This is a genomic window from Paenibacillus sp. FSL R10-2748, assembly GCF_038005565.1.
GTDB lineage: Bacteria > Bacillota > Bacilli > Paenibacillales > Paenibacillaceae > Paenibacillus > Paenibacillus polymyxa_B.
Genome location: NZ_JBBOTK010000018.1, coordinates 1 through 21,092 on the forward strand (window position 1 = coordinate 1; position 21,092 = coordinate 21,092).

Annotated in this window: 16 protein-coding genes, 1 tRNA gene and 3 pseudogenes; 18 read left to right on the forward strand and 2 right to left on the reverse strand. The window is 43.5% G+C overall.

Annotated features, from left to right (window positions below; translation table 11 throughout):
- The first annotated feature begins 64 nt into the window (after positions 1 to 64).
- From NSS66_RS26655 to NSS66_RS26695, 9 genes are all read left to right on the forward strand, one after another.
- Positions 65 to 135 (forward strand) — tRNA-Gly (locus NSS66_RS26655).
- A gap of 738 nt (positions 136 to 873) precedes the next feature.
- Complete coding sequence (gene ppc, locus NSS66_RS26660; RefSeq protein WP_264454484.1) at positions 874 to 3,666, forward strand: phosphoenolpyruvate carboxylase; 2,793 nt, start codon at positions 874 to 876, stop codon at positions 3,664 to 3,666.
- A gap of 191 nt (positions 3,667 to 3,857) precedes the next feature.
- On the forward strand, positions 3,858 to 4,424 hold the full coding sequence (gene sigW / locus NSS66_RS26665; protein ID WP_016818747.1) for an RNA polymerase sigma factor SigW: 567 nt from the start codon (positions 3,858 to 3,860) through the stop codon (positions 4,422 to 4,424).
- Positions 4,425 to 4,574: 150 nt separating this feature from the next.
- Positions 4,575 to 5,198, forward strand: a complete 624-nt coding sequence (locus tag NSS66_RS26670) for an anti-sigma factor (RefSeq protein ID WP_013312128.1) — start codon at positions 4,575 to 4,577, stop codon at positions 5,196 to 5,198.
- A 221-nt stretch (positions 5,199 to 5,419) separates the two neighbouring features.
- Positions 5,420 to 6,253: a diadenylate cyclase CdaA gene (gene cdaA / locus NSS66_RS26675; RefSeq protein WP_013312127.1), complete on the forward strand. Its 834-nt coding sequence runs from the start codon at positions 5,420 to 5,422 to the stop codon at positions 6,251 to 6,253.
- Positions 6,250 to 7,719: a CdaR family protein gene (locus NSS66_RS26680; protein WP_340960101.1), complete on the forward strand. Its 1,470-nt coding sequence runs from the start codon at positions 6,250 to 6,252 to the stop codon at positions 7,717 to 7,719. Before cdaA ends, NSS66_RS26680 begins: the two co-directional genes overlap by 4 nt.
- Before the next feature lie 60 nt (positions 7,720 to 7,779).
- Complete coding sequence (gene glmM / locus NSS66_RS26685; protein WP_013312125.1) at positions 7,780 to 9,120, forward strand: phosphoglucosamine mutase; 1,341 nt, start codon at positions 7,780 to 7,782, stop codon at positions 9,118 to 9,120.
- 632 nt (positions 9,121 to 9,752) lie between these two features.
- Complete coding sequence (glmS, locus tag NSS66_RS26690; RefSeq protein ID WP_071643165.1) at positions 9,753 to 11,585, forward strand: glutamine--fructose-6-phosphate transaminase (isomerizing); 1,833 nt, start codon at positions 9,753 to 9,755, stop codon at positions 11,583 to 11,585.
- Between the two features lie 140 nt (positions 11,586 to 11,725).
- Positions 11,726 to 11,971, forward strand: a complete 246-nt coding sequence (locus tag NSS66_RS26695) for a helix-turn-helix domain-containing protein (RefSeq protein ID WP_053326177.1) — start codon at positions 11,726 to 11,728, stop codon at positions 11,969 to 11,971.
- Between the two features lie 495 nt (positions 11,972 to 12,466).
- Here NSS66_RS26695 and NSS66_RS26700 read toward each other — a convergent pair whose 3' ends face one another.
- Entirely contained in the window at positions 12,467 to 13,489 is a 1,023-nt protein-coding gene (locus NSS66_RS26700; protein WP_023990479.1) for an MBL fold metallo-hydrolase, read from the reverse strand.
- A gap of 165 nt (positions 13,490 to 13,654) precedes the next feature.
- On the opposite strand from NSS66_RS26700, the gene NSS66_RS26705 reads away from it, so the two are divergent.
- The 8 genes and pseudogenes from NSS66_RS26705 to NSS66_RS26740 all read left to right on the forward strand — a co-directional run bounded on the left by NSS66_RS26705 (position 13,655) and on the right by NSS66_RS26740 (position 20,130).
- Positions 13,655 to 14,665, forward strand: coding sequence for a fumarylacetoacetate hydrolase family protein (locus tag NSS66_RS26705; RefSeq protein ID WP_071558190.1), 1,011 nt, complete (start codon positions 13,655 to 13,657; stop codon positions 14,663 to 14,665).
- Between the two features lie 92 nt (positions 14,666 to 14,757).
- Positions 14,758 to 15,339, forward strand: coding sequence for a TetR/AcrR family transcriptional regulator (locus tag NSS66_RS26710; RefSeq protein ID WP_053326174.1), 582 nt, complete (start codon positions 14,758 to 14,760; stop codon positions 15,337 to 15,339).
- A 124-nt stretch (positions 15,340 to 15,463) separates the two neighbouring features.
- Positions 15,464 to 16,768, forward strand: a pseudogene (locus tag NSS66_RS26715) (histidine kinase); the annotation flags it as partial.
- Between the two features lie 62 nt (positions 16,769 to 16,830).
- Positions 16,831 to 16,920 (forward strand): annotated as a pseudogene (locus NSS66_RS26720) (DNA-binding response regulator); the annotation flags it as partial.
- 122 nt (positions 16,921 to 17,042) lie between these two features.
- Positions 17,043 to 17,384: a hypothetical protein gene (locus tag NSS66_RS26725; protein ID WP_071558193.1), complete on the forward strand. Its 342-nt coding sequence runs from the start codon at positions 17,043 to 17,045 to the stop codon at positions 17,382 to 17,384.
- 630 nt (positions 17,385 to 18,014) lie between these two features.
- Positions 18,015 to 18,362, forward strand: coding sequence for a helix-turn-helix transcriptional regulator (locus NSS66_RS26730; protein WP_023990474.1), 348 nt, complete (start codon positions 18,015 to 18,017; stop codon positions 18,360 to 18,362).
- Positions 18,363 to 18,908: 546 nt separating this feature from the next.
- On the forward strand, positions 18,909 to 19,163 hold the full coding sequence (locus tag NSS66_RS26735; RefSeq protein ID WP_068939597.1) for a hypothetical protein: 255 nt from the start codon (positions 18,909 to 18,911) through the stop codon (positions 19,161 to 19,163).
- A gap of 517 nt (positions 19,164 to 19,680) precedes the next feature.
- Positions 19,681 to 20,130 (forward strand): group II intron maturase-specific domain-containing protein, encoded by a 450-nt coding sequence (locus NSS66_RS26740; RefSeq protein WP_023990471.1) that lies wholly within the window; start codon positions 19,681 to 19,683, stop codon positions 20,128 to 20,130.
- On the opposite strand, the gene NSS66_RS26745 is transcribed toward NSS66_RS26740, so the two are convergent.
- A complete protein-coding gene (locus NSS66_RS26745; protein WP_023990470.1) occupies positions 20,108 to 20,257 on the reverse strand; it encodes a hypothetical protein in 150 nt (49 codons plus the stop codon). The two genes, NSS66_RS26740 and NSS66_RS26745, sit on opposite strands and share 23 nt — an antisense overlap.
- A 453-nt stretch (positions 20,258 to 20,710) precedes the next feature.
- On the opposite strand from NSS66_RS26745, the pseudogene NSS66_RS26750 reads away from it, so the two are divergent.
- Positions 20,711 to 20,911: pseudogene (locus NSS66_RS26750) on the forward strand (diaminobutyrate--2-oxoglutarate transaminase); the annotation flags it as partial.
- Positions 20,912 to 21,092: the final 181 nt, after the last annotated feature.

Sequence of the window (21,092 nt, forward strand, 5' to 3'; positions counted from 1 at the left end):
GTAGAGCACCTGGTTTGGGACCAGGGGGTCGCATGTTCAAATCGTGTCATCCCGATACTATTTTGCGGGTGTAGTTCAATGGTAGAACTTCAGCCTTCCAAGCTGATAGCGTGGGTTCGATTCCCATCACCCGCTTACCGATTACCTAGAAGCCGAAAGGCTTCTTTTTATTTTGTCCACATTACATTTACTTCTATGTATATAAGCTAGTGCAATTATGTCTCCTGTCATGCACAGTTGGGGATGACTTGTGCATATTGTACATAGGCTCTTGTTACTTTTGACACCTAGATCCCGAATTTCCCCTCTAACGTACCCCTTTCTCCTGCAGTAAGGCTAATTTCGTGATCAAATCCTTTAAATATAGGAATCCTATAGCTATTATGGTACGAATTCATGGTGATAACTCAACAGTTGCTCTTGGGTTGTGCACATTTCCCTTTATTTATGTGGGTAAAAATCGAAGTGTTAAAGAGGAAATACCTTAGAAACACTGAGAAAATGGCTAATTTGTGTATATCTTTGTGGATAGAAGGCTAATGGAGTTGACTTTGTCAACAAATAATAAACATATACACACTATGTTGCATGAATTTGCACCTTTAAAAACACACTCTTTATAAGAGACTGTGCATAATGTTTCACGCATCACTAGTGTATACATTCATTTCTATTTATTAATTTCATATTTATTCATAAAAATCCAATATTTTCTCGAAAGAAGTAATTCAAAAAGATGATTTTTTACTGTAAATTTTGCAGCTTTTCATGCGTTTTTATTGTATGATGTTAAGAAAGTGTCAAATTTCGTGTGTATACGTACCTTTGCTACAACTGTATATGGTGTGGAACAGATCAGATGGGGGGAAAAGCATGACTGAGCTTACGTTAACCGCTAACAAAAACCAATCCAACAATCTGCTACGGCGGGACGTTCGTTTTCTAGGGAATATTCTTGGTGAGGTTTTGGTTCATCAGGGTGGCAACGAACTTTTGGATATCGTGGAGAAAATACGTGAGACAAGTAAATCGTTACGTGCCGGGTATCAGCCGGAGTTGTATGAGAATTTCAAACAAATGGTCAGCGGACTGGATACGGATATTCGTCACCAGGTTATTCGCGCGTTTGCGATTTATTTTCAGTTGGTGAATATCGCTGAGCAAAACCATCGTATTCGCCGTAAGCGGGATTATGAGCATTCGGCTGGTGAAGATGTTCAACCTGGTTCCATTGAAAGTTCCGTTCAGGAGCTTAAACAAGGGGGCTTCTCCGCTGAGGACGTTAGCAATTTGCTGAAAGAGCTCTCTTTGGAGCTGGTCATGACCGCACATCCTACAGAAGCGACACGACGAGTAATTCTGGATATCCACAAGCGCATTTCCGAGGACGTCATGCTGCTGGATAATCCGATGCTTACCTTGCGTGAGCGGGAACAGGTACGGGAGAATCTGCTAAACGAAGTAATTACGCTGTGGCAGACAGATGAGCTACGTGATCGCAAGCCAACTGTATTAGATGAAGTAAGAAATGGAATGTATTATTTTCACGAGACCTTGTTTCATGTACTGCCAGATGTGTACCAAGAATTGGAACGATGTTTGGACAAATATTATCCCGAACAAAAATGGCACATACCCACTTATCTGAGATTTGGTTCCTGGATCGGTGGAGACCGAGACGGCAATCCGTCTGTGACAGCTCATGTGACTTGGGAAACGTTACGTATGCAGCGCAAGTTGGCTTTGAGAGAATATCAGCACACGTTAAAGGAACTCATGGGTTACTTGAGTTTCAGCACCAGCATTGTGCGAGTTTCCGATGATCTGCTGGCTTCTATTGAAGAAGACCGTACACACATTACACTTAAAAAGATGGAAGTATGGCATAACGAAAAAGAGCCATATCGCATTAAACTGGCATATATGATTGCTAAAGTGAACAACATCCTGGATGAAAGCAAACAGGGCACCAATGAGCGTTATAATTCTGCGGAAGAGCTCATTGCAGACCTAAATGTTATTGATAACAGCCTGCGTCATCATTTTGCCGATTATGTAGCAAACACATATATTCAAAAGATGATTCGCCAGGTAGAGTTGTTTGGATTCCATACAGCTACGCTGGATGTGCGTCAGCATAGTCAAGAACATGAAAATGCGATGACTGAAATTCTTTCTAAAATGAATATTGTGTCGGATTACAGTAAGCTGTCAGAAGAAGAAAAAATAAATCTGCTGGAAAAGCTGCTGAATGAACCTCGTCCGATTACTTCACCGTATTTAAAATATAGCGATAGTACACAGGAATGTCTTGACGTATATCGTACGATTTATTTGGCTCAGGAGGAATTCGGCAAGCAGTCCATTACAAGCTACTTGATCAGTATGACTCAGGGAGCCAGTGACTTACTGGAGGTTATGGTCTTATCCAAAGAGGTAGGCCTGTTCCGCATCGAGAAGGATGGTACTGTTATCTGTACGCTGCAATCCGTCCCTTTGTTCGAAACGATAGATGATCTGCATGCTGCACCTGATATTATGAGAAGATTGATGAACTTGCCTGTATATCGACAATCTGTGGCTGCGATGGACCAGCTTCAGGAGATTATGCTGGGATACTCGGACAGTAATAAAGATGGCGGTGTGGTTACAGCGAACTGGGAACTTCGGGTCGCTATGAATAGCATTACGGAAGTAGTTAATGAGTTTGGCGTAAAAGTGAAGTTTTTCCACGGTCGTGGAGGTGCGCTGGGTCGTGGTGGAATGCCACTTAATCGCAGTATTTTGGCTCAGCCTCCTCATACGATTGGAGGCGGAATCAAGATTACGGAGCAAGGCGAAGTACTATCATCCCGATACTCGCTTAGAGGCATCGCGTACCGGAGCTTGGAGCAGGCAACATCGGCGCTGATTACGGCTGTGGCATATCATCGTTCCGGGAAGAAGGAAGTGTTTGAGGAGAGCTGGGAGGAGATTATCGCCCGCATTTCCCAAGTATCACTGGATAAGTATCAGGATTTGATTTTCCGAGATCCAGATTTCTTCAACTTCTTCAAAGAATCTACACCGTTGCCTGAGGTGGGCGAGCTGAATATTGGATCTCGTCCGTCCAAGCGTAAGAACAGCGAACGTTTTGAGGACTTGCGCGCCATTCCATGGGTTTTTGCATGGACACAAAGCCGTTACTTATTACCTGCGTGGTATGCGGCTGGAACAGGTTTGCAAAGCTTCTATCAAAACAATGAGGATAACCTTAAAGTGCTGCAAACGATGTTTAGGGACTCTGCTTTCTTCCGGTCACTTATTGATACACTGCAAATGGCAATCGCTAAAGCGGATTTACTGATTGCAGAAGAGTACGCTGGGATGTCGGATAACGAAGAGGCCCGGCAGCGCATTTTCGGACAGATTTCAGCGGAGTTCAAGCTGACATCTGAGTTGATTTTGAAAATAACCGGACAATCCGAGATTTTGGACGACGTGCCGGTTATTCAGGAATCTATCCGGTTGCGTAATCCTTATGTTGATCCGTTAAGTTACTTGCAGGTTCAATTGCTAAGTGAGCTACGGGAGCTGCGGGATCAGAACGGTGATGACACTGAAATGCTGCGTGAGGTATTGTTGACGATTAACGGAATTGCCGCAGGCTTAAGAAATACGGGCTGATATAGTGTGGTTGTACGAATACAGGCAATCGGGTACTCATGGGGTGCCCGATTGTGCTGTTTGTATATTGATGGCAGGTGTGCTTGCAGTTAGTAACAATACTACAGTTGATTTCCGGATAAAATTAAACTACGATGAATAATCATAAACATGTAGTAAGTAACCCATCAGCAAGTCTGGGGGAGTATAGAGTGGATAATATGGAAAGCCGCTTGGTGAGGCTGGTACAGAAAGGTGATCAGCGAGCTTTTGCGGAGTTAGTCGAGTTATATAAAGATCGGATTTTTCATCTTTCCTACCGGATGCTAGGTAATCGCCATGAGGCGGAGGATCTGGTGCAGGAAACTTTTTTGCGTGTGTATCGTAATTTGGAAAAATACGATCATGGACAGAAGTTCTCAACCTGGATTTATCGAATTGCTACAAATCTGTGCATTGATCGTCTGCGAAGGAGAAAACCTACATACTCACTTGATGCTGAAATGAATGATCAGGAAGGTGTCGATGGGTACGCCATGCTCGCCAGTGAAGAGCTTACCCCTGAGGGGAGTACGCTTCTGTCCGAAACGCAGGCTTTAATTCATGACGCCATTGACAGCCTTCCGGATAAATATAGGACGATTATGGTTTTACGGTACTTGCAGGAGCTTTCCTTACAGGAAATCAGCGATGTGCTCAATCTCCCAGTCACCACGATTAAGACAAGAGTACACAGGGGCCGGGATTTTCTGCGCAAAAAACTGGAGCACAAGCTATAGATCATGCGCATAGATTCTAGGAAAAGAGTCTGCGTAGATGTTTTTATGAAACATAATGCTCGTTGTAACGTATGTAAGATGAGCAAAGTTTCTAAGCCGGAGCATGTTATGTTGAGAAACACGGAAGAATATTAGAAAGGATTGGCTCATATGGATTGCAAACAAGCCGTCTCTTTTATGCATGACTATCTAGATGGCGACCTGTCTGAGCAGGACAAACATGAGTTGGAACAGCACTTGTTAGACTGCCCGGAATGCCGCATGCGTTTTAAAGAGCTGGAGCGGACGGATGCGATGCTTTACGGTACACGCTATCATCAAGTGCCGTGTGTATCGGATGAGCTGACATTTCGCATTATGAATGCTTTGCCACCGCATAAAAGACAGACTGCGGTGCCTATGCTGACGTGGGTGAAAAGGCATCCCGCTGTAACAGCCGCTGCCTTCTTCCTTATTGTTATATGCTCAAGCATGGCTAGCTTTTCTAGCACGGACCATCAATTGGTAGTCAAAGGAAGCCAACTGGATCAAGTCGTTATTCAGGGTGATACTGTGATTGTGCCTGAAGGGAAATCCATTGCCGGAGATCTAACAGTGCAAAATGGTGAAGCCCGTGTATACGGCGATGTGGAAGGAAATGTAACTGTAATTGATGGTTCTTATTATCAAGCGTCCACCGCTCATATTGCAGGACAGGTTAAAAGTATTGATCAAACCTTGGATTGGATTTGGTACAAGGTTACTGATTTATTCGGGGGACCCTCTTCTCCATAAAAGAAGCTTGAAATGGCAAGGACGATATCGAGCGCCTCTTTCCGCTGGAAAAGGCGTTTTTTTGTATATGAAGCTGGCGAATTGTACTGTATTTTACTGATTTTAGCGGTTCTTTTGTCACACAGCTTGCAACGTGAGCCTGATCGTTATAACCTAGATAGAGAGAGCATACTGTGTACATATTACACCCACTCACTACAGAAAATTGCGGGGGCATGCGCATGTTGGATTATTTTGCGGACCTGACTTGGAAAGAGTCCATTAAAGATATTATCGACATTTTGATCGTAACCTATATTATGTATCAGCTTATTTTACTTGTTCGCGGAACGCGTGCAGTTCAATTGTTGAAAGGGATTCTATTTCTGGTTGTCATTTGGGCGGTTAGTACCTGGTTTGATTTGTATACCCTCAAGTGGTTGATGAACCAGATGTTCACCTTTGGTGTGGTGGCTATCTTTATTATTTTTCAGCCTGAGTTGCGTCGTGCACTAGAACAGTTGGGGCGTGGCAAACTATTTGGGCGTTCGTCTGCGGATGATGAAGAAATTAACAAGTTAATCGGAGAAATGATTAAGGCGCTGAATTATTTATCACGTAGGAAAATAGGAGCTTTGGTCGTATTTGAGCGTGAGACAGGGCTAAACGAATATACAGAGTCTGGTATCAAGACACAGGCTGTAGTCAGTTCTGAACTGCTAATTAACATCTTCATTCCTAATACCCCTCTGCATGATGGTGCGGTGATTATTCAAAATAAACAGATTGCTTCTGCGGCCTGTTATTTGCCATTATCGGAAAATCCGTTCATCAGCAAGGAGTTGGGAACCCGTCACCGGGCTGCGATTGGGGTGAGTGAGGTAACGGATGCCGTAACTGTCGTGGTGTCAGAGGAAACAGGGCAAATTTCTTTGGCCATTAATGGACAGGTCGTGCGCGACATTAAGGAAGAATCCCTAATCTCCAAGCTGTATGAGGAGTTGCGGCCAACACCGTCTTTGAAGGAAAAACGCGGCTCATTCTGGAATCGGAGGGGAGGCCGTGGAAATTCATGATGGACAAATGGATTAACAATAATACGATTTCAAAGATTTTGGCGCTTGCGGTTGCTGTTCTGCTGTGGGGAATGGTCCATCTAGATACAGGTACACCTTCATCTACGCTGACCGTTTCTTATAATAATAAAGTGATTGATAATGTGGCCATTCAGGCCAGTGGTCTGGATGATTCAAAATATGTATTGTCTACCATGGATACTGACCATGTAAAGATGGAAGTTAGAGGACAGCGCTCTGTGCTGACTTCCTTTTTCGCGGATAATTATCAGGCAAAGCTAAACTTAAACGGCTTAGGAGCAGGCACTAAAACATTATCACTCGAACCGGATTTACCGGACGGGGTGGAATTGGTATCTATGACTCCTAACCGTGTTACAGTGACGATTGAGGAAAAACAAACGAAATCATTTAATGTATCTATAGTTCCTAAGGGAAATCCAGATGCGGGATTGCAGCTTGGTAAGCCTGTGATTGCTCCTCAAACCGTGAAGGTTACCTTGCCCAAAAGCCAGTTGAGTACCGTCACTGCCGTTCAGGGGGCTGTTAATACGGATGGCATCTCAGAAAAGTTTGAACAGAAGCGTGTAAAACTGAAGGCTTATAACAAAAAGGGACAGGAACTTACAGGTGCGGTCATTGAGCCATCCACTGTGTCCGTTGAAATTCCGGTAACTCAGCAGGCGAAATCTGTGCCTGTTAAGATTGTATATTCCGGAGAGTTGCCAGACGGATTGGCGCTTTCTAAAGTCAATGCAAACGTGAAAGAAGCGGCGGTGTATGCATCGCAGGATGTATTGGGCAGCCTTAGTTCTTACGTCACGGCTACATTGGATTTAAGTCAATTTACGGAAGCGGGGACCCGTGCAGTTCAAGCTAATTTGGCAGCCCCCTCAGGTTCTGATAAAATCGAGCCAGGGTCAATACAAATTCAGGTGACCGTCGTTCCTTCCAATGAAGTCACAGATACGGAACGGACGCTGTCAGGCATCCCAATCGTTTTACAAGGTGCAGGAGATGGAGCGACTGCGACTGTTACAGCGCCCGCAGGCAAGACGATGGATGTTACTGTGAAGGGCCCGCAGGATATGGTAAACAATTTAACCAATGATGATATTAGTTTGGTGGCAGATGTAAGTGGCCTCGCGGCTGGTCAACACGAGGTTACTCTGAAAGTAGGCTTGCCTAAATATATTACGCAAGCCGGGAATGCTGGCCAACTAAAGGCAACGGTCAACATTGAGAGCCCTTCTACGCCTGCTGTAACGAATCCGAATAGTGAGAATGAATCAAACTCCTCTGGTAGTGGCGAAAAGGGGCAGGAGAGGCCACAGGAGGGGCAAGGCAGTCAAGGTGGGGACTCTGACGCTAAGACCGGGGACAACGCAGCTGCGGAGGATAAAACAAATCCTCATAACGGCGCAGATTCTTCTGCGAATGGAACCTCGGAGAACAGTCAGCCATAACATGTTTTATCTGTAGTAAATAATCAAGATTTATTAGACAAAAAAAGGGAGTCATTTTACATGGGGAAATATTTTGGTACAGATGGTGTACGAGGCGTTGCTAATCAGGAACTTACAGCCGAACTGGCATATAGCATTGGCCGCTGCGGCGGATATGTTTTAGCAGGTAATGTAGAGAAACCGACAGTTGTTATTGGTATGGATACACGGATATCCGGACTGATGCTGGAATCGGCTCTTGTAGCCGGTTTGCTGTCCATTGGGGCTAATGTGGTTCGTCTAGGTATTGTTTCGACACCTGGGGTGGCATATCTCACACGTCAATTGAAAGCTGACGCTGGTGTAATGATCTCAGCATCACACAATCCAGTTGAAGACAACGGCATTAAGTTTTTTGGCGGCGACGGTTTTAAATTGACAGACGAAACGGAATTGAAAATTGAAGAGCTGATGGATGCAAAAGAAGACCAACTGCCTCGTCCGATTGGCGGCGGATTGGGAACGGTTGTTGTAGACGAGCATTCCCGCTACGATTATCTGGAGTTCTTGAAAACAACAATTAGCCATTCTTTTGAAGGGTTAAAAATTGTACTGGATTGTGCAAACGGAGCAGCTTATGAGCTGGCGCCGAAGCTTTTTGCAGAACTGGGAGCTGAGGTACATACCATCGGTGCCGAGCCAAACGGTTTGAATATCAATGATCATTGCGGATCGACTCATCCTGAGAAGTTGAAAGAGGAAGTGCGCCGCTTGAAAGCGGATATTGGTCTGGCCTTTGACGGCGATGCCGACCGTCTGATCGCGATTGATGAGAACGGGGAAGAGGTAGACGGCGACTATATTCTCTGCATTTGCGGAGATGCAATGAACCGCGCGGGAAAACTTAAGGATAGCACCATTGTATCGACAGTGATGAGTAATATCGGTTTTTATAAAGCTACTGAAAAGCTGGCACTCAAGACTGCAAAAACTGCGGTCGGGGACCGTTATGTGATGGAAGAAATGCGTCGGGGTGGATTTAATCTGGGCGGTGAGCAGTCTGGTCATGTTATTTTCCTGGATCACAATACGACAGGCGATGGCATGCTGACCGGGATTCAGCTGGTAGATACCTTGAAAGCTTCTGGCAAGAAAATGAGTGAGCTAAAATCGCTCATGAAACAGTATCCGCAAGTGCTCGTAAATGTGCGTGTGCAGGACAAACGCAATTACGAGGGGAATCCTGCTATTGCAGAAGCAATTGAGCAGGTGGAACAACAATTGGGCGATAATGGGCGTGTATTGGTCCGTGCTTCAGGCACAGAATCACTTATTCGTGTGATGGCCGAAGGCCCGGATAAGGACGAACTGGAGCAATTTGTCGGTCAGATCGTAGATGTCGTGAAGAAAGAATTAGTTTAAAATTTTGTAAACGTCGGTTGCCTGTGAAAAAGAAGCAGGCAACGGCGTTTGCGGTTATTTACTAACGATTTATGGCCTTCATGGTGTAATTATGAATAAAGTGTCATTGCCAAATGATACTTAGCTGAATATAATATAGGGATGTTGTGACTCAGATAGAGAAAGCGAGGGTTGTAAGGTAACGTAATACAAGCGCCAGAGCTTGATTTTGTGCGGGGGAACTTGGTGGAGAAGCAATGGATTCAGTTGAGATAAAGTTGCTCGCAAATCGGTTCACGACAAAACAAGCTGACGAGGTGAAGGTGTTCGAAACATTCGGCGGGGACCTTCCGGTGAAGCATCAAGCCGTAAACCGGCAGCGGAAAATGAACAGGCAACTGTTTACACAACGCACCGGTAGATGCCTTTATTATTTTATAACCTAAATTATAAGATTCATTTCATGAATGTGCGGCCATCATCATTGGCGTGCGCGGTTTGGGAATTTCGTTACATTCGTGAAGAGATGCCTGTAAATTCTATAGTTATCATTGACAACTTCATAGATGAATGAACTTTATTCCGCAATCTACCGCACACGTTAGTCCTGTGATGAGTCGTCTTGTGAAATGATGATCGGGAGGATAACGAATATGTGTGGCATTGTAGGATATATTGGTAATCAGAATACACAAGAGGTATTGATTGACGGATTGAAGAAGCTGGAGTATCGCGGTTATGACTCTGCGGGTATTGCCGTGTTTACAGATTCAGGATTGCAAGTAGCTAAGGCTAAAGGTCGTCTGGCGAATCTGGAAGCTAAACTGGATGGTACGCCATTGGTAGGCCATGCAGGTATCGGACATACACGTTGGGCAACGCACGGTAAGCCTTCTGATGAAAACTCCCATCCACATTTGGATGAGAGCCAAAAGTTCTCTGTAGTTCACAACGGAATTATTGAGAACTATCTGGAGCTGAAGGAGCAGCTGATCAGCGAAGGTCATACCTTTATTTCCGAAACGGACACGGAAGTTATTTCCCATCTGGTTGCGCGTGAATATAAAGGGGATATCGTTAAAGCAGTACAAAAAGCTATTACCTTTATGCGCGGTGCTTTTGCACTGGGTGTGCTGACAGAGCATGAGCCTAATAAGCTGGTTGCTGTTCGTCAAGCTAGCCCGCTGGTTATTGGTGTGGGAGAAGGCGAGAACTTTATCGGTTCCGACATTCCGGCTATTCTGAAATATACACGCAATGTATTTATTTTGAACGATGGCGAAATGGCTGTTTTGACCAGTGATGCTGTCGAATTAATGACAATCGAAGGCCAATTTATTTCTCGGGAAATGATTCATGTCGAATGGGATGCTGTAACAGCAGAAAAAGGCGGCTATGAGCATTTTATGCTGAAAGAAATTCACGAGCAGCCTAAGGCTTATCGTGACACAATGTTGGGCCGTATCGATAAAGATACTAAAAAAGTTGTTCTTCCTGAGCTGAAGCTGACAGAAGAACAAATTAAAAATATCCGCAACATTCAAATTGTCGCGTGTGGTACAGCTTACAATGCTGGTTTGATTGGTCGTACAGTTATTGAAAGTCTGGCTCGTATACCGGTAGAAAACGATGTGGCTTCCGAATATCGTTATCGTTCACCTATCGTAACACCAGAGACATTGGTGATCGTGGTGAGCCAATCCGGTGAAACTGCTGACACGTTGGCAGCACTGCGTGAAGCGCAAGCAAATGGCGCTCATGTACTGGCGATTACCAACGTAGTCGGCAGCTCCATTGCCCGTGATGCAGATGATGTGTTGGTTACACTGGCAGGACCGGAAATTGCAGTAGCCTCCACTAAAGCATATTCTTCACAGTTGATTGCATTCTATCTGTTTGGTTTGTATCTCGCTCAAGTGCGTGGCACACAAACGGATGAGCAAGTAGCTCATGTGCTGGCTGCTATGGAATCTCTGCCAGAGCAAGTGGAAGAGATGCTGGGTAAAGCAGATGCGATCAAAGCCTATGCTGAGCAAATTGCGAGCCACAAGCACCTGTTCTTTATTGGTCGCGGTCAGGACTATGCTGTAGTACAGGAAGGCTCCCTGAAGCTCAAGGAAATCTCCTACATTCATTCCGAGGCTTATGCTGCGGGTGAATTGAAGCATGGTACACTGGCATTGATTGAAGACGGCATTCCGGTTATCGCTTTGGTAACACAGGAATCCGTGTTGGAGAAAACCGTGAGCAACATTAAGGAAGTTAAGGCTCGTGGTGCAGATGTTCTTGCGATTACGTACGAAGAGCACGCAGTTGAGTTGCTGAAGTCCGTGGATCAGGTATTTGCCATTCCAAAGACACTTCCAATCCTGTCTGCTGCAATTTCGGTTGTATCTCTCCAACTGTTGGCTTACTACGCTTCTCTTGCACTGGGTCATGATGTTGACAAACCACGTAACCTGGCGAAAAGTGTTACCGTAGAATAAGCTTTAGTAAAATGCTAAACTAATTGTCTGGTGATAAAAAAGTGTGGAACCAGTAAAAAAAGTCTGGAACTGGTCATTTTACAAACATCAAGAAAGATCCCGATGATATATCGGGATCTTTTTAGCTTAGGAGGGCAATTATGTCTACAATAGGCCAACGAATTCGAACTATTAGAAAAACAAACAACTTAAATCAAATAAAGTTTGCAAATACAATTGGAATTTCTCAAGGAACGTTGAGTGAACTAGAGCAAGATAAATATAGACCCTCTCTTGATATAATTATAGCAATTAAAGAAAACTTCAATTCCCATATAGAGTGGTTAATCTTTGGAGATACGCCTGTATCAAAGAACCCTATTTTTAATTTAGCTATTGAAGCCTAGGAACTAGAACTTATTTCTTTGTTTCGAGAACTTACTAAAGAAGATAGAGATGAAATTATTGATTTTATAAAGCTGAAGATTGTTCGGTACTAATCTTTCCCGGAAGCTTCTTATTAAGATGCCTTAAAAATGTTAAAAGAAAATAAAGTATTAGACCGTAAAACAAAGTTCTAGACTAAGAAAATAAAGATATAGATTGAGAAAATAAAGTCTTAGACTGACGATTCGTCATTAAGCTAACGGGCAGGTTAGTGATGGTGGCTACCGCCAAAAGTCTTGGAATCCCTTTAAAGAAGAGAAATACACTTAACATCAAATTTTGGTTATATCGTTTTAGAAGAGTTCTACTAGTAAGTCATAAGTCCATCTCCATTTTTTTCATAATCGGTTCTAAGCGCCGATTTTATTTCCGTGGAACAATTCAAAAGAACGGCCGCTGTTCGCATCGTTTGCGACAGGGCCGTTTTTTGTTTTTCGTAGGCTAGCTTCAAATTGCTATTCTTGCCAAACACTCATAGGGTCCCATGGCTTGATTTGATTACCATATTTTCCGGCCAAAAAAGCTTTCATGTCTTCCAGCTTAGCAGGCACCTCGTTCCAAATTGGAAGGGGTGGTAACCCTCGTTTGCTTTTCAATAGGATATCCACTGTAACATACAAGCGTTCTGGCTGAATCCAATGAAGAAAGCGGGAAATATCAATTTGCTTGGTCAGGGACAAGGAATCAATTTCGCCATTGTAATGCTTGTTGAACTCGCTGATCAGATTCAGGAGGTAGTCTCTCTGCTCCTTCACGAAGTCCAGGCCACAGATGGCGCCATGTCCTGGAACAACGATTTCGGGTTTAATTTCATCAATAATGCGATCAAGCACTTTAACCCAATTGAGGGTTCCCTCTTCGCTGTATGCCGTACAACCGTTAAACACGACATCGCCGGCGAACAGCACTTTTTCTTTTGGCATCCACAGCAGTAAGTCACTGTCAGAGTGGGCCGGAGCTACGTTGTAAATCATAACTTCCGTATCTCCAAGACGGATGTTGATATCGTCCTTTATCTCAATATTCGGGAGCACCCATTCTACGCCTTCCAGGTCGAATCCTTCAAATTCCGCTGCAAAAAACCGCTCGCCCGAAGTCGATTCCGGAGAATCCTTTCCTCTTCTAATGACGCTGTCCATCCAGGCGATATTTTCGGTGAGACGCTCTCTGGACGCTTCCTTGTGCATAATAATGCAAGCATCTTCAAACACTTTGTTTCCCCAGGCATGGTCGCTGTTATAGTGCGAGTTCACCACATATGCGGGAGAGCCGCCGTTGCTTACTTCCATAAAAGCCTCCCGCATTTCCCGCGCATGGAACAAATCGAAGAACGTGTCATACACCAGCCCTTCACCCTTGTTGATGAACCCGGCATTGGCCCAACTGATGCCGCGATACGGCGAAATACCGGCAAAGACGCCATCTGCAACTTCAAAAAATTTAACACGAGGTTTTTGGATAATATGTCCATACTTCATGAAAATTCTCCTTTGCGTATATTTTTTTGGGGTAAGGCATACTGACTATGTCTTTATTATAGAGAATGGAAAACAGAAATGCAAGCATGTACTTGCATGCATTTTCTCTGTGCTATATGATAGTAACAGAACAACATCACACTACATAGATGGAGGCGCTGCAACATGAAGCTAGTAACCTTTCAAACCAAGACATCCCAGGAACCTTTGTTTGGGCTTGTAATTAACGAGAAATTTGTCGTGTCTTTTGCCGCAATCATGAAAAAGCAGGGAACATTCGTTGACAGTCTTGAATGTATGGACAGCTATCTTCATTATTTGCCGGCAAGTTATGATGCCGCTAAGGAATTGATGCAATATGCTGTCGAACAGTCGCATCAATTCAATGAACATGAAATCTGCCCGATTGCAGCGGTAAAACTGCTGCCGCCGGTTCCGAATCCGGCTGCGCTTATCGATTTTGGGCTGACGCCAAGACATCTGAGAAATGCTGGCGCAAATCTGCTGCAAAGAGAATATACAGGGTCGGAAAGAGAAGAGCTTAAACGAAATATTACCGAAAAATTCCAGAAAGATCCGAATAAAGTAACTTTCAGTTATTACAAGTGTAACCATAATGCATTAATTGGCGATGGGGATACGATTCATTGGCCTTCGTACACTTCCTACCTGGATATCGAGCCGGAGCTGGCCTTTGTTACAGGGAAGGGGAACTGCATTGCAGGTTATGTTATTTTTAACGACAGTACTGTCCGCGATGTGCAGTGGCCGGATTTCCAGGCGCTGACCGGACCGACGCGCTGCAAAGATTTTGATCGCAGCAAAGGAATAGGACCATTTCTGGTTACGCCGGATGAAATCGACAACCCGCTGGTACTGGATGTGGATGTACGCATCGGGGAGAGACTGCACTGGAAGGGAAGCACATCCGAGTATTCTGCACACCCTGCAAAAGTGATGGAGGAGGTTCTCAAAGTTTTCACGCCGCTCCCGGGCACGATTATAGGAATGGGGACGATACCGGATTGCTGCGCAATCGAGACCGAACAATGGCTGTTGCCCTCTGACCGAATCCAGATTACATTTGATAAATTAGGCACGCTCACGCAATTGGTGCCTGATCATGTCAAGATTACGGAACCAAGCCGCTGGGAAAAAAGAAGCGATTTGCCTTAAATAAACGTTTATGAAAATGATGAACCCCGACCCTGCTGCACATGCAAAACTTGTAGTAGAATAGGTTTAACATATGCAAAAGGAGAAATACAATGCAAACTTCAGACAGAATCATTGAAGCCGCGACACGGCTCATCAAAAAGAAGGGCTATCGGGGAGTAAGCACCAAAGCCATTGCAACGGAAGCTAAAGTCAATGAATCTACGATTTTCCGGCAATTTGGAAGCAAGAAAGGCATATTGGAAGCCATCATTGAAAGACATTCGGATATCCCGCAATTTGAGAAGCTGTTAAAAGAGGACGCGACCGATAATCCGGAAGTCGATCTGCTGAATGTAAGCCAGCAGTACCGTTTGTTTTTCCATAAAAATGCGGACATCATTTTGATTGGCATCCGCGACAAAGGAATGCTTCCCGAATTGGACAGAGTGCTGGCCGATCCGCCGGTGAAGCTGCACTCCTTGCTGGTTGAATATTTTGAACGCTTGCAGAAGAAAAAAGTTATAGCCAGACAGGATGAGCGTCTTGCCGCCATGTCTTTTCTCTCGATGTGCTACGGATTTCAGATGAGCGAGCTGATTCACCGGCAATATCAGTCCCAACTCGTCACCGAGGAAGAGTTCTACAAGCACAGTGTCTCATTGTTTGTAAAAGGAATTTTGTCTCAGTCATAAGCTTTGTTGATTTATTTAAATATGCCGAAGACTGCTTGCGCAGCTTTAACTCTAGAACAATTGAAAGAAGATGCACCAAGATGCTCGAAAGCTCGTTATACTGCAACCGGGACATTATTTCTGACAAGGCTCCGTCATCAATGACATTCTAAAAAAATCCAAAAATATGGATATCTTTATCGTTGCTGATCGGGCGGAGCACCATGGAGAGCGGATTCTGCCAGCCAAAATGACCAATCGGAAGAAAAACCCGTTATATCACCGCTTAAATTCACGGGAAGTGGATGAGAAAATTGGACGAATCAAAAGGGGAAGATTCAAGGTCTTTATTGGTGCGGCTCCTGGAGTTGGCAAAACCTACACTATGCTGCAAGAGGGCAATCATCTTCTTAAAAAGGGCATTGATGTTGTAATTGGTTTGCTGGAAACGCATGGGCGAAAAGAAACCATCCAGCAGGTTGCAGAACTGCCATTAATCGAGCGCACAAAAATCAAATATTCAGGCACAGAACTTGTAGAAATGGATACTGGGGCAATCATCCGGCGGAATCCTGAACTGGTACTTGTCGACGAGTTGGCTCACACCAACGTTCCCAGTAGCAAAAACAAAAAGCGATATGAAGATGTATTGGAAATTTTGAATGCTGGGATTTCTGTCATTTCTACCGTTAACGTTCAGCATTTAGAGAGCTTAAATGATGCAGTGGAGCAAATTACAGGGGTGCGTGTCAGGGAAACCGTCCCGGATTCCATTCTTCGCCTTGCTGACGAGGTCGAGCTGATCGATGTGGCACCGCAGGCTCTACAAGCCCGTATGAAGGAAGGAAAGATATATGCCCGGGAGAAGATAGATCAGACTCTGGGGAACTTTTTTTAAATTGGAAAATTAATTGCTTTAAGGGAGCTGGCGCTTCGGGAAATTGCGGACGATGTGGATGAACGTCTGGAAGCATGGGAGCGCAAAAGTTCCTTACGTGGACCCTGGAATAAGCGGGAGGTCATTTTCGTATGCGTCAAGCTGAGTTCCAATGCAGAAAGGTTAATCCGGCGGGGATTTAGAATTGCATTCCGACTAAAGGCACAATGGATTGTCACATATGTACACCCAACGGATACGATGAATGAAGAGGAATTGATGAAAAAAGAGAAACTCGAAAGCCTGGTAGTGCGTCTAGGCGGGCATTTTGAAGTTGTGCCACTTGGGCATTCTGATAAGCTTGCAGATGTTCTTCTTGCCAGAGCTAATGAATATCATACTACCCAACTCATTATTGGTCAGAGTGACAGCCCCATATGGAAACGTTTACGGGAAGGAACAATTATCCAAAAGTTACTGAGCACTGCGCGGCATATGGATATTCTTGTGGTCGCCAATTACGATCCTCATATCAAGCGAGATACTCTTCCTGATAGTATTATGCAAGGTTAAGTATAAGAGAAGAGTATCATTGAATGCCTGCATTCAAATAAATGGAACCTCGTTATACTATGGTTAAAAACCATTTGAAAATTATATTGCAAAAGTTGTATCTTCAAAATCGTGTCCAGCTTACAAGATATGCGCTTGAACAAGGCACCTGAAAAGTGGGGAGAAGGTTGTTTTTATGCGCGCAATCAAGCTATATGTGGGGGCTGGTAAATCACAAATTGTCTCCAAGCTATGTCATCCCTCTTGCTACGTTTAACATACCAGGATTGAACATTTGCGCGAGTTTTTTCAATCCCTTCATTGTACTCATTCAAATATTAATAACGACTTGTTTACCATTGCCCACAATAACTGGCTCCTGCTTCACATGCAAAGAGCCATTCGCTTTACTAAAATCCGAAAGAACATGTTTTATTTTTTAAATAGAGATAAAGTTGAACAAACCCACTCTTTTTATACAACAACAATGTATTCAAAATTTCTCAGTCGCTTTGGCGAAGAAATGTTGTCGCAAATTGGGCTGTCAGATCAGGATATTGTGCTTCCTTCGCTCTGGGGAAAAGAGGCGTTGATTAATCCCCTTATCTACAATTATTTATATGATTTATTTCTCTGATTCAGTGGCCAACTTTTTGAAATTAAAATCCGATGAGGGGCTAAGTAATAACGGATAATTATAAAATGACTTTTTTAATTGAAGGAGAAGCTTTAAATATGATTTGAGAACTCAACTTTATTTATTTATTATTATTATGAAATAACGAAAAACGTTGATTTATCAACACTATTCAGAACTCAACTTTATTGTATATAGACACTAATTTGTCTTCGGACAATAAAGTTGTGTACTAAACAATAAGATTGTGTACTAAAAAATAAAGTTGTGTACTAAATATTAACGAAAAATAACAATAATATCTTTTCTTAGTAAGTATTTAACAAAAGTCCGATGAGCAAGTATCATCGGGCTTTTTTTATTAAATTCAGGAGGCGACTGCTTTGGCTCAATCAGAGCGAGTATAGTTGCATGACAAATCAAAGGGCTTTGAACCCTTTCATGTATTGGTATCTTAAGTAATTGAAGCAGGAGAAATCCAAGTTTCTGTTGAAAACAGTATGAGAAATCAAGAGCTTATTGTCGCGATGAAAAAAATGTTTTTTTATCTAAAATACAAATGAATATATAATATATATAACTATTATAAATTAAGTATGTATTTCATTTTTATGGATGGTAGGTGGAGCAATGAAGACTTTGGGTGAAAAGATAAAGAGTATAAGAAAATTAAATAAGCTTAATCAAACTGACTTTTCATCTACTATTGGTATTTCTCAGGGTACATTAAGTGAATTGGAAAAAGATAAGTACAAACCATCCTTAGAAACCGTAATTGCCCTTAAACTAAATTTCGATATTGATTTAGATTGGTTATTACTTGATGAGGCGGCAACTTTTTATAGTGGATTATTTCAAGTTAAGTTAGATGATCTTGAATCAAAATTAATCTCAGGATTTCGAAAGTTAGACCTGGGCGATAAACAGGAAATAGAGGGAATTGTTGATTTGAAGTTAAAGCGGTATAGAGATAAATGAACTTTCGCGGAGCCGTGAAGGGGACTCATTATTGCAAAGCCTTCAGTAGTTATGTTTTAAGTTCACATTAGACATATGATCCATCCAATTGAGATGGACACATGGCTATCCATATAAATCTGGAAGAAGAAAGTCCCAATTTTTTTTACTATAGGGTCTCCGAAACAAAAAGTGATTGATGTTATGGGAACTTCGACATCGATCATCGGAAACTCATGGACTTATGGGAATCAAATGTGGAATTGGACTCTAATGATCATATCATTGGGTGGAGTAATATCAACCATAATTTGAAAGTATCTATTGGCTTAAAGAAGAAGGGGGCCGCTCCATTTACGATAGGATCTTCCATCCAAGATGTAATTGATGCCATGGGCACACCGACGTCTATAAGATGTTCGTTACGAGTCCTGGTTTGAATATTAGTGCTCCTTGGAGTATATGCGTACACTCGTATATCCTTCTACAGCTCATGCGAAGCCATGAGTCGGGGTAGTCAAAGAGGAAATTCAAAGAATAGAGCTTCCTTTTGGAAGCTTGAATGTAGTGATCCCAAGTCCGCAGCTTAATGTCAAAGATGCACTTGATCAATTAAGTGAGGATTCTTTAGTTTGTGCTGGGCGTATTAATTACGAGTTATTGATGGAGTATGCTGCAAAAGGTTTCTTTAAAAAATCTGAGATTAATCGGTTTCGTCAGTTAAAAAATATAACGACTAAATATATACTGACCAAGCTGGAGAAAGACGAATGGATGCATAAATTTTTTCATAAAAAGCAACCCAATTTAAGATTCCTCTAAGACGACACTATCTGTAGCAGTGTTATTTTTCAAAGGGATTGGAGAATAAAAGAAAGCAACCTAAGATAATCCGACGGAGACCAAAGATGTGAAAATTACGTGCTGAGCGATTGTATATCAACCTCGATAACCAAGATATTTATGATGGTAAGACCTATTTTTTTATTCCTTAAAGCACAATTCATGGTATAATCTCACTAAATATACATCCTTTATAATTTACGCTTTTTTGTCGAAAGTTAGTTTATTAAGAAGCTAGCCTAGTACTGAAATCTCTCTTGAAAAATTATATATCACACATCTTAAAGTCAGGCACCTTGTTTTTACAATGGGGCTTTTTTTGCATTAAGAAACTACGAGGTGAATGGAGGGGCATTATGGCTCAAGCATATCCGATTCCCACCACGATAGAAAAATGGATAAAACAAGGTAAAGGCCAGGGTATGGGAAACCCGTAAAGCGCCAATATATCCCCAAGAAGGATGCGGATCGGGCATACGAGATCATTCGAACGATAATGGAACGTCTGGAGTTAACGTTACACCCGACAAAAACGCGAATCGTCGGACTATGGACAGGAGAAGAAGGCTTCGACTTCCTAGGCATGCTTCACCGAAAGACGAAGGCCGAAACTTCCGAAAGCCAAGTATATTATACGACCCAACAATGGCTGTGCCGTAAGGCAAAGGAGCGAATTAGGGAAGTCGTGAAGGAACGACTAGCCCCTGCGAATATGCGTCACAAATCATTCCAAGAACATTTGGAATACTTAAACCCGAAAATACAGGGTTGGCGTAACTACTACGTTACGACCTACAGCCAAAGGAAGATGGCTAAACGTGACTGGTACATCCTTCAGCGACTCACAAAATGGTATGCCAAGAAGCGTATGAGGGAAAACCTCACGTACGGTTTGATGAGGAGGGGCAGAATTTATCTGCCCTTTACTCTAGCAGAGGCGCAGTGAAGACGGCGGGATACAAAACTATGCCGGCTGCCATCCGGGCGGACGCTACGGCCAGCTTCCAGCCGGGCAGTTCCAACCGAGTATCCAACGGATTTTCCAGCAGAATATCCAGCTGACATCCAGTCACGTTTCCAGCCAGGCTTCCAGAAATTCGTCAGGTAATCATGTTAAGTTATCGCAAAGCGCAAGGATTCGGAGCACCGGCAGAGAATGTATACAGGGAAGATCTCCCAAATCGGCCGGCACCCCGCCTGAATGTCGACACGCGTCGATTCCTCGATTGATGGAAAACCATTCCCAGCGTTTCTTCTCCATTCGCTCTTTTTAGGCAAAATATTAACACCTTGACCAAATTTAACTAAAGTTTTACTATACATTCTTCGGAATTTTGATATAATTTTACTTAGGTTACCTTTCCAATTATGATAGAAAATAGAATTGGATGGTTTTTATACCTATCCAAGCTGTGTGCGAGAGACCAGTCCACTGGCTACCCAGCAAGCTGGCATGCGGGGACCGACAATTGTGGAAAATGACTGCCGAGAATATGTTGCTCCATGACTTCAGAAGGTTCAGAAAGGATGAAGCCGAGGCGAAGCGGATGACGGAGATCAGCTTCGAGAACGGGCTCATCATTGAAAGAGCCGGCAGAGGAGACTGCGTGCTGAAGATCATGCCTCCGCTGACCGTCTCGATGGAGCATCTGGCCGCCGGCTGCGACATTATCAAGTCCAGTATGCAGCAGGTGATCTCTCAGGAGACCCAGGATTTGCTGGTAACGAAAGCAGGTGGACGCCCCGGCAAGAGGCACGGAAGTGCCTTCTGGGGGTCGTGCGGCCCTGATGTTAAGATAACGTTTTCATCCCATTGGAAGATTTTCTCCCCATGCTGCCTGCGGTACCGTCAGGCAGCATGGAATTCACCGCCGATCCAAGGGCTGTCCCGTTTATGCCATACGGAGC

Excerpts from the sequence above, each read along its gene's own strand:
- NSS66_RS26705 (WP_071558190.1), top strand. The coding sequence starts at position 13,655 with ATGAAGCTAGTAACCTTTCAAACCAAGACATCCCAGGAACCTTTGTTT.
- NSS66_RS26730 (WP_023990474.1), top strand. The coding sequence starts at position 18,015 with ATGAAGACTTTGGGTGAAAAGATAAAGAGTATAAGAAAATTAAATAAG.
- glmM (WP_013312125.1), top strand. The coding sequence starts at position 7,780 with ATGGGGAAATATTTTGGTACAGATGGTGTACGAGGCGTTGCTAATCAG.
- NSS66_RS26700 (WP_023990479.1), bottom strand. The coding sequence starts at position 13,489 with ATGAAGTATGGACATATTATCCAAAAACCTCGTGTTAAATTTTTTGAA.
- cdaA (WP_013312127.1), top strand. The coding sequence starts at position 5,420 with ATGTTGGATTATTTTGCGGACCTGACTTGGAAAGAGTCCATTAAAGAT.
- glmS (WP_071643165.1), top strand. The coding sequence starts at position 9,753 with ATGTGTGGCATTGTAGGATATATTGGTAATCAGAATACACAAGAGGTA.
- NSS66_RS26695 (WP_053326177.1), top strand. The coding sequence starts at position 11,726 with ATGTCTACAATAGGCCAACGAATTCGAACTATTAGAAAAACAAACAAC.
- ppc (WP_264454484.1), top strand. The coding sequence starts at position 874 with ATGACTGAGCTTACGTTAACCGCTAACAAAAACCAATCCAACAATCTG.
- NSS66_RS26680 (WP_340960101.1), top strand. The coding sequence starts at position 6,250 with ATGATGGACAAATGGATTAACAATAATACGATTTCAAAGATTTTGGCG.
- NSS66_RS26710 (WP_053326174.1), top strand. The coding sequence starts at position 14,758 with ATGCAAACTTCAGACAGAATCATTGAAGCCGCGACACGGCTCATCAAA.
- NSS66_RS26670 (WP_013312128.1), top strand. The coding sequence starts at position 4,575 with ATGGATTGCAAACAAGCCGTCTCTTTTATGCATGACTATCTAGATGGC.
- NSS66_RS26740 (WP_023990471.1), top strand. The coding sequence starts at position 19,681 with ATGGAACGTCTGGAGTTAACGTTACACCCGACAAAAACGCGAATCGTC.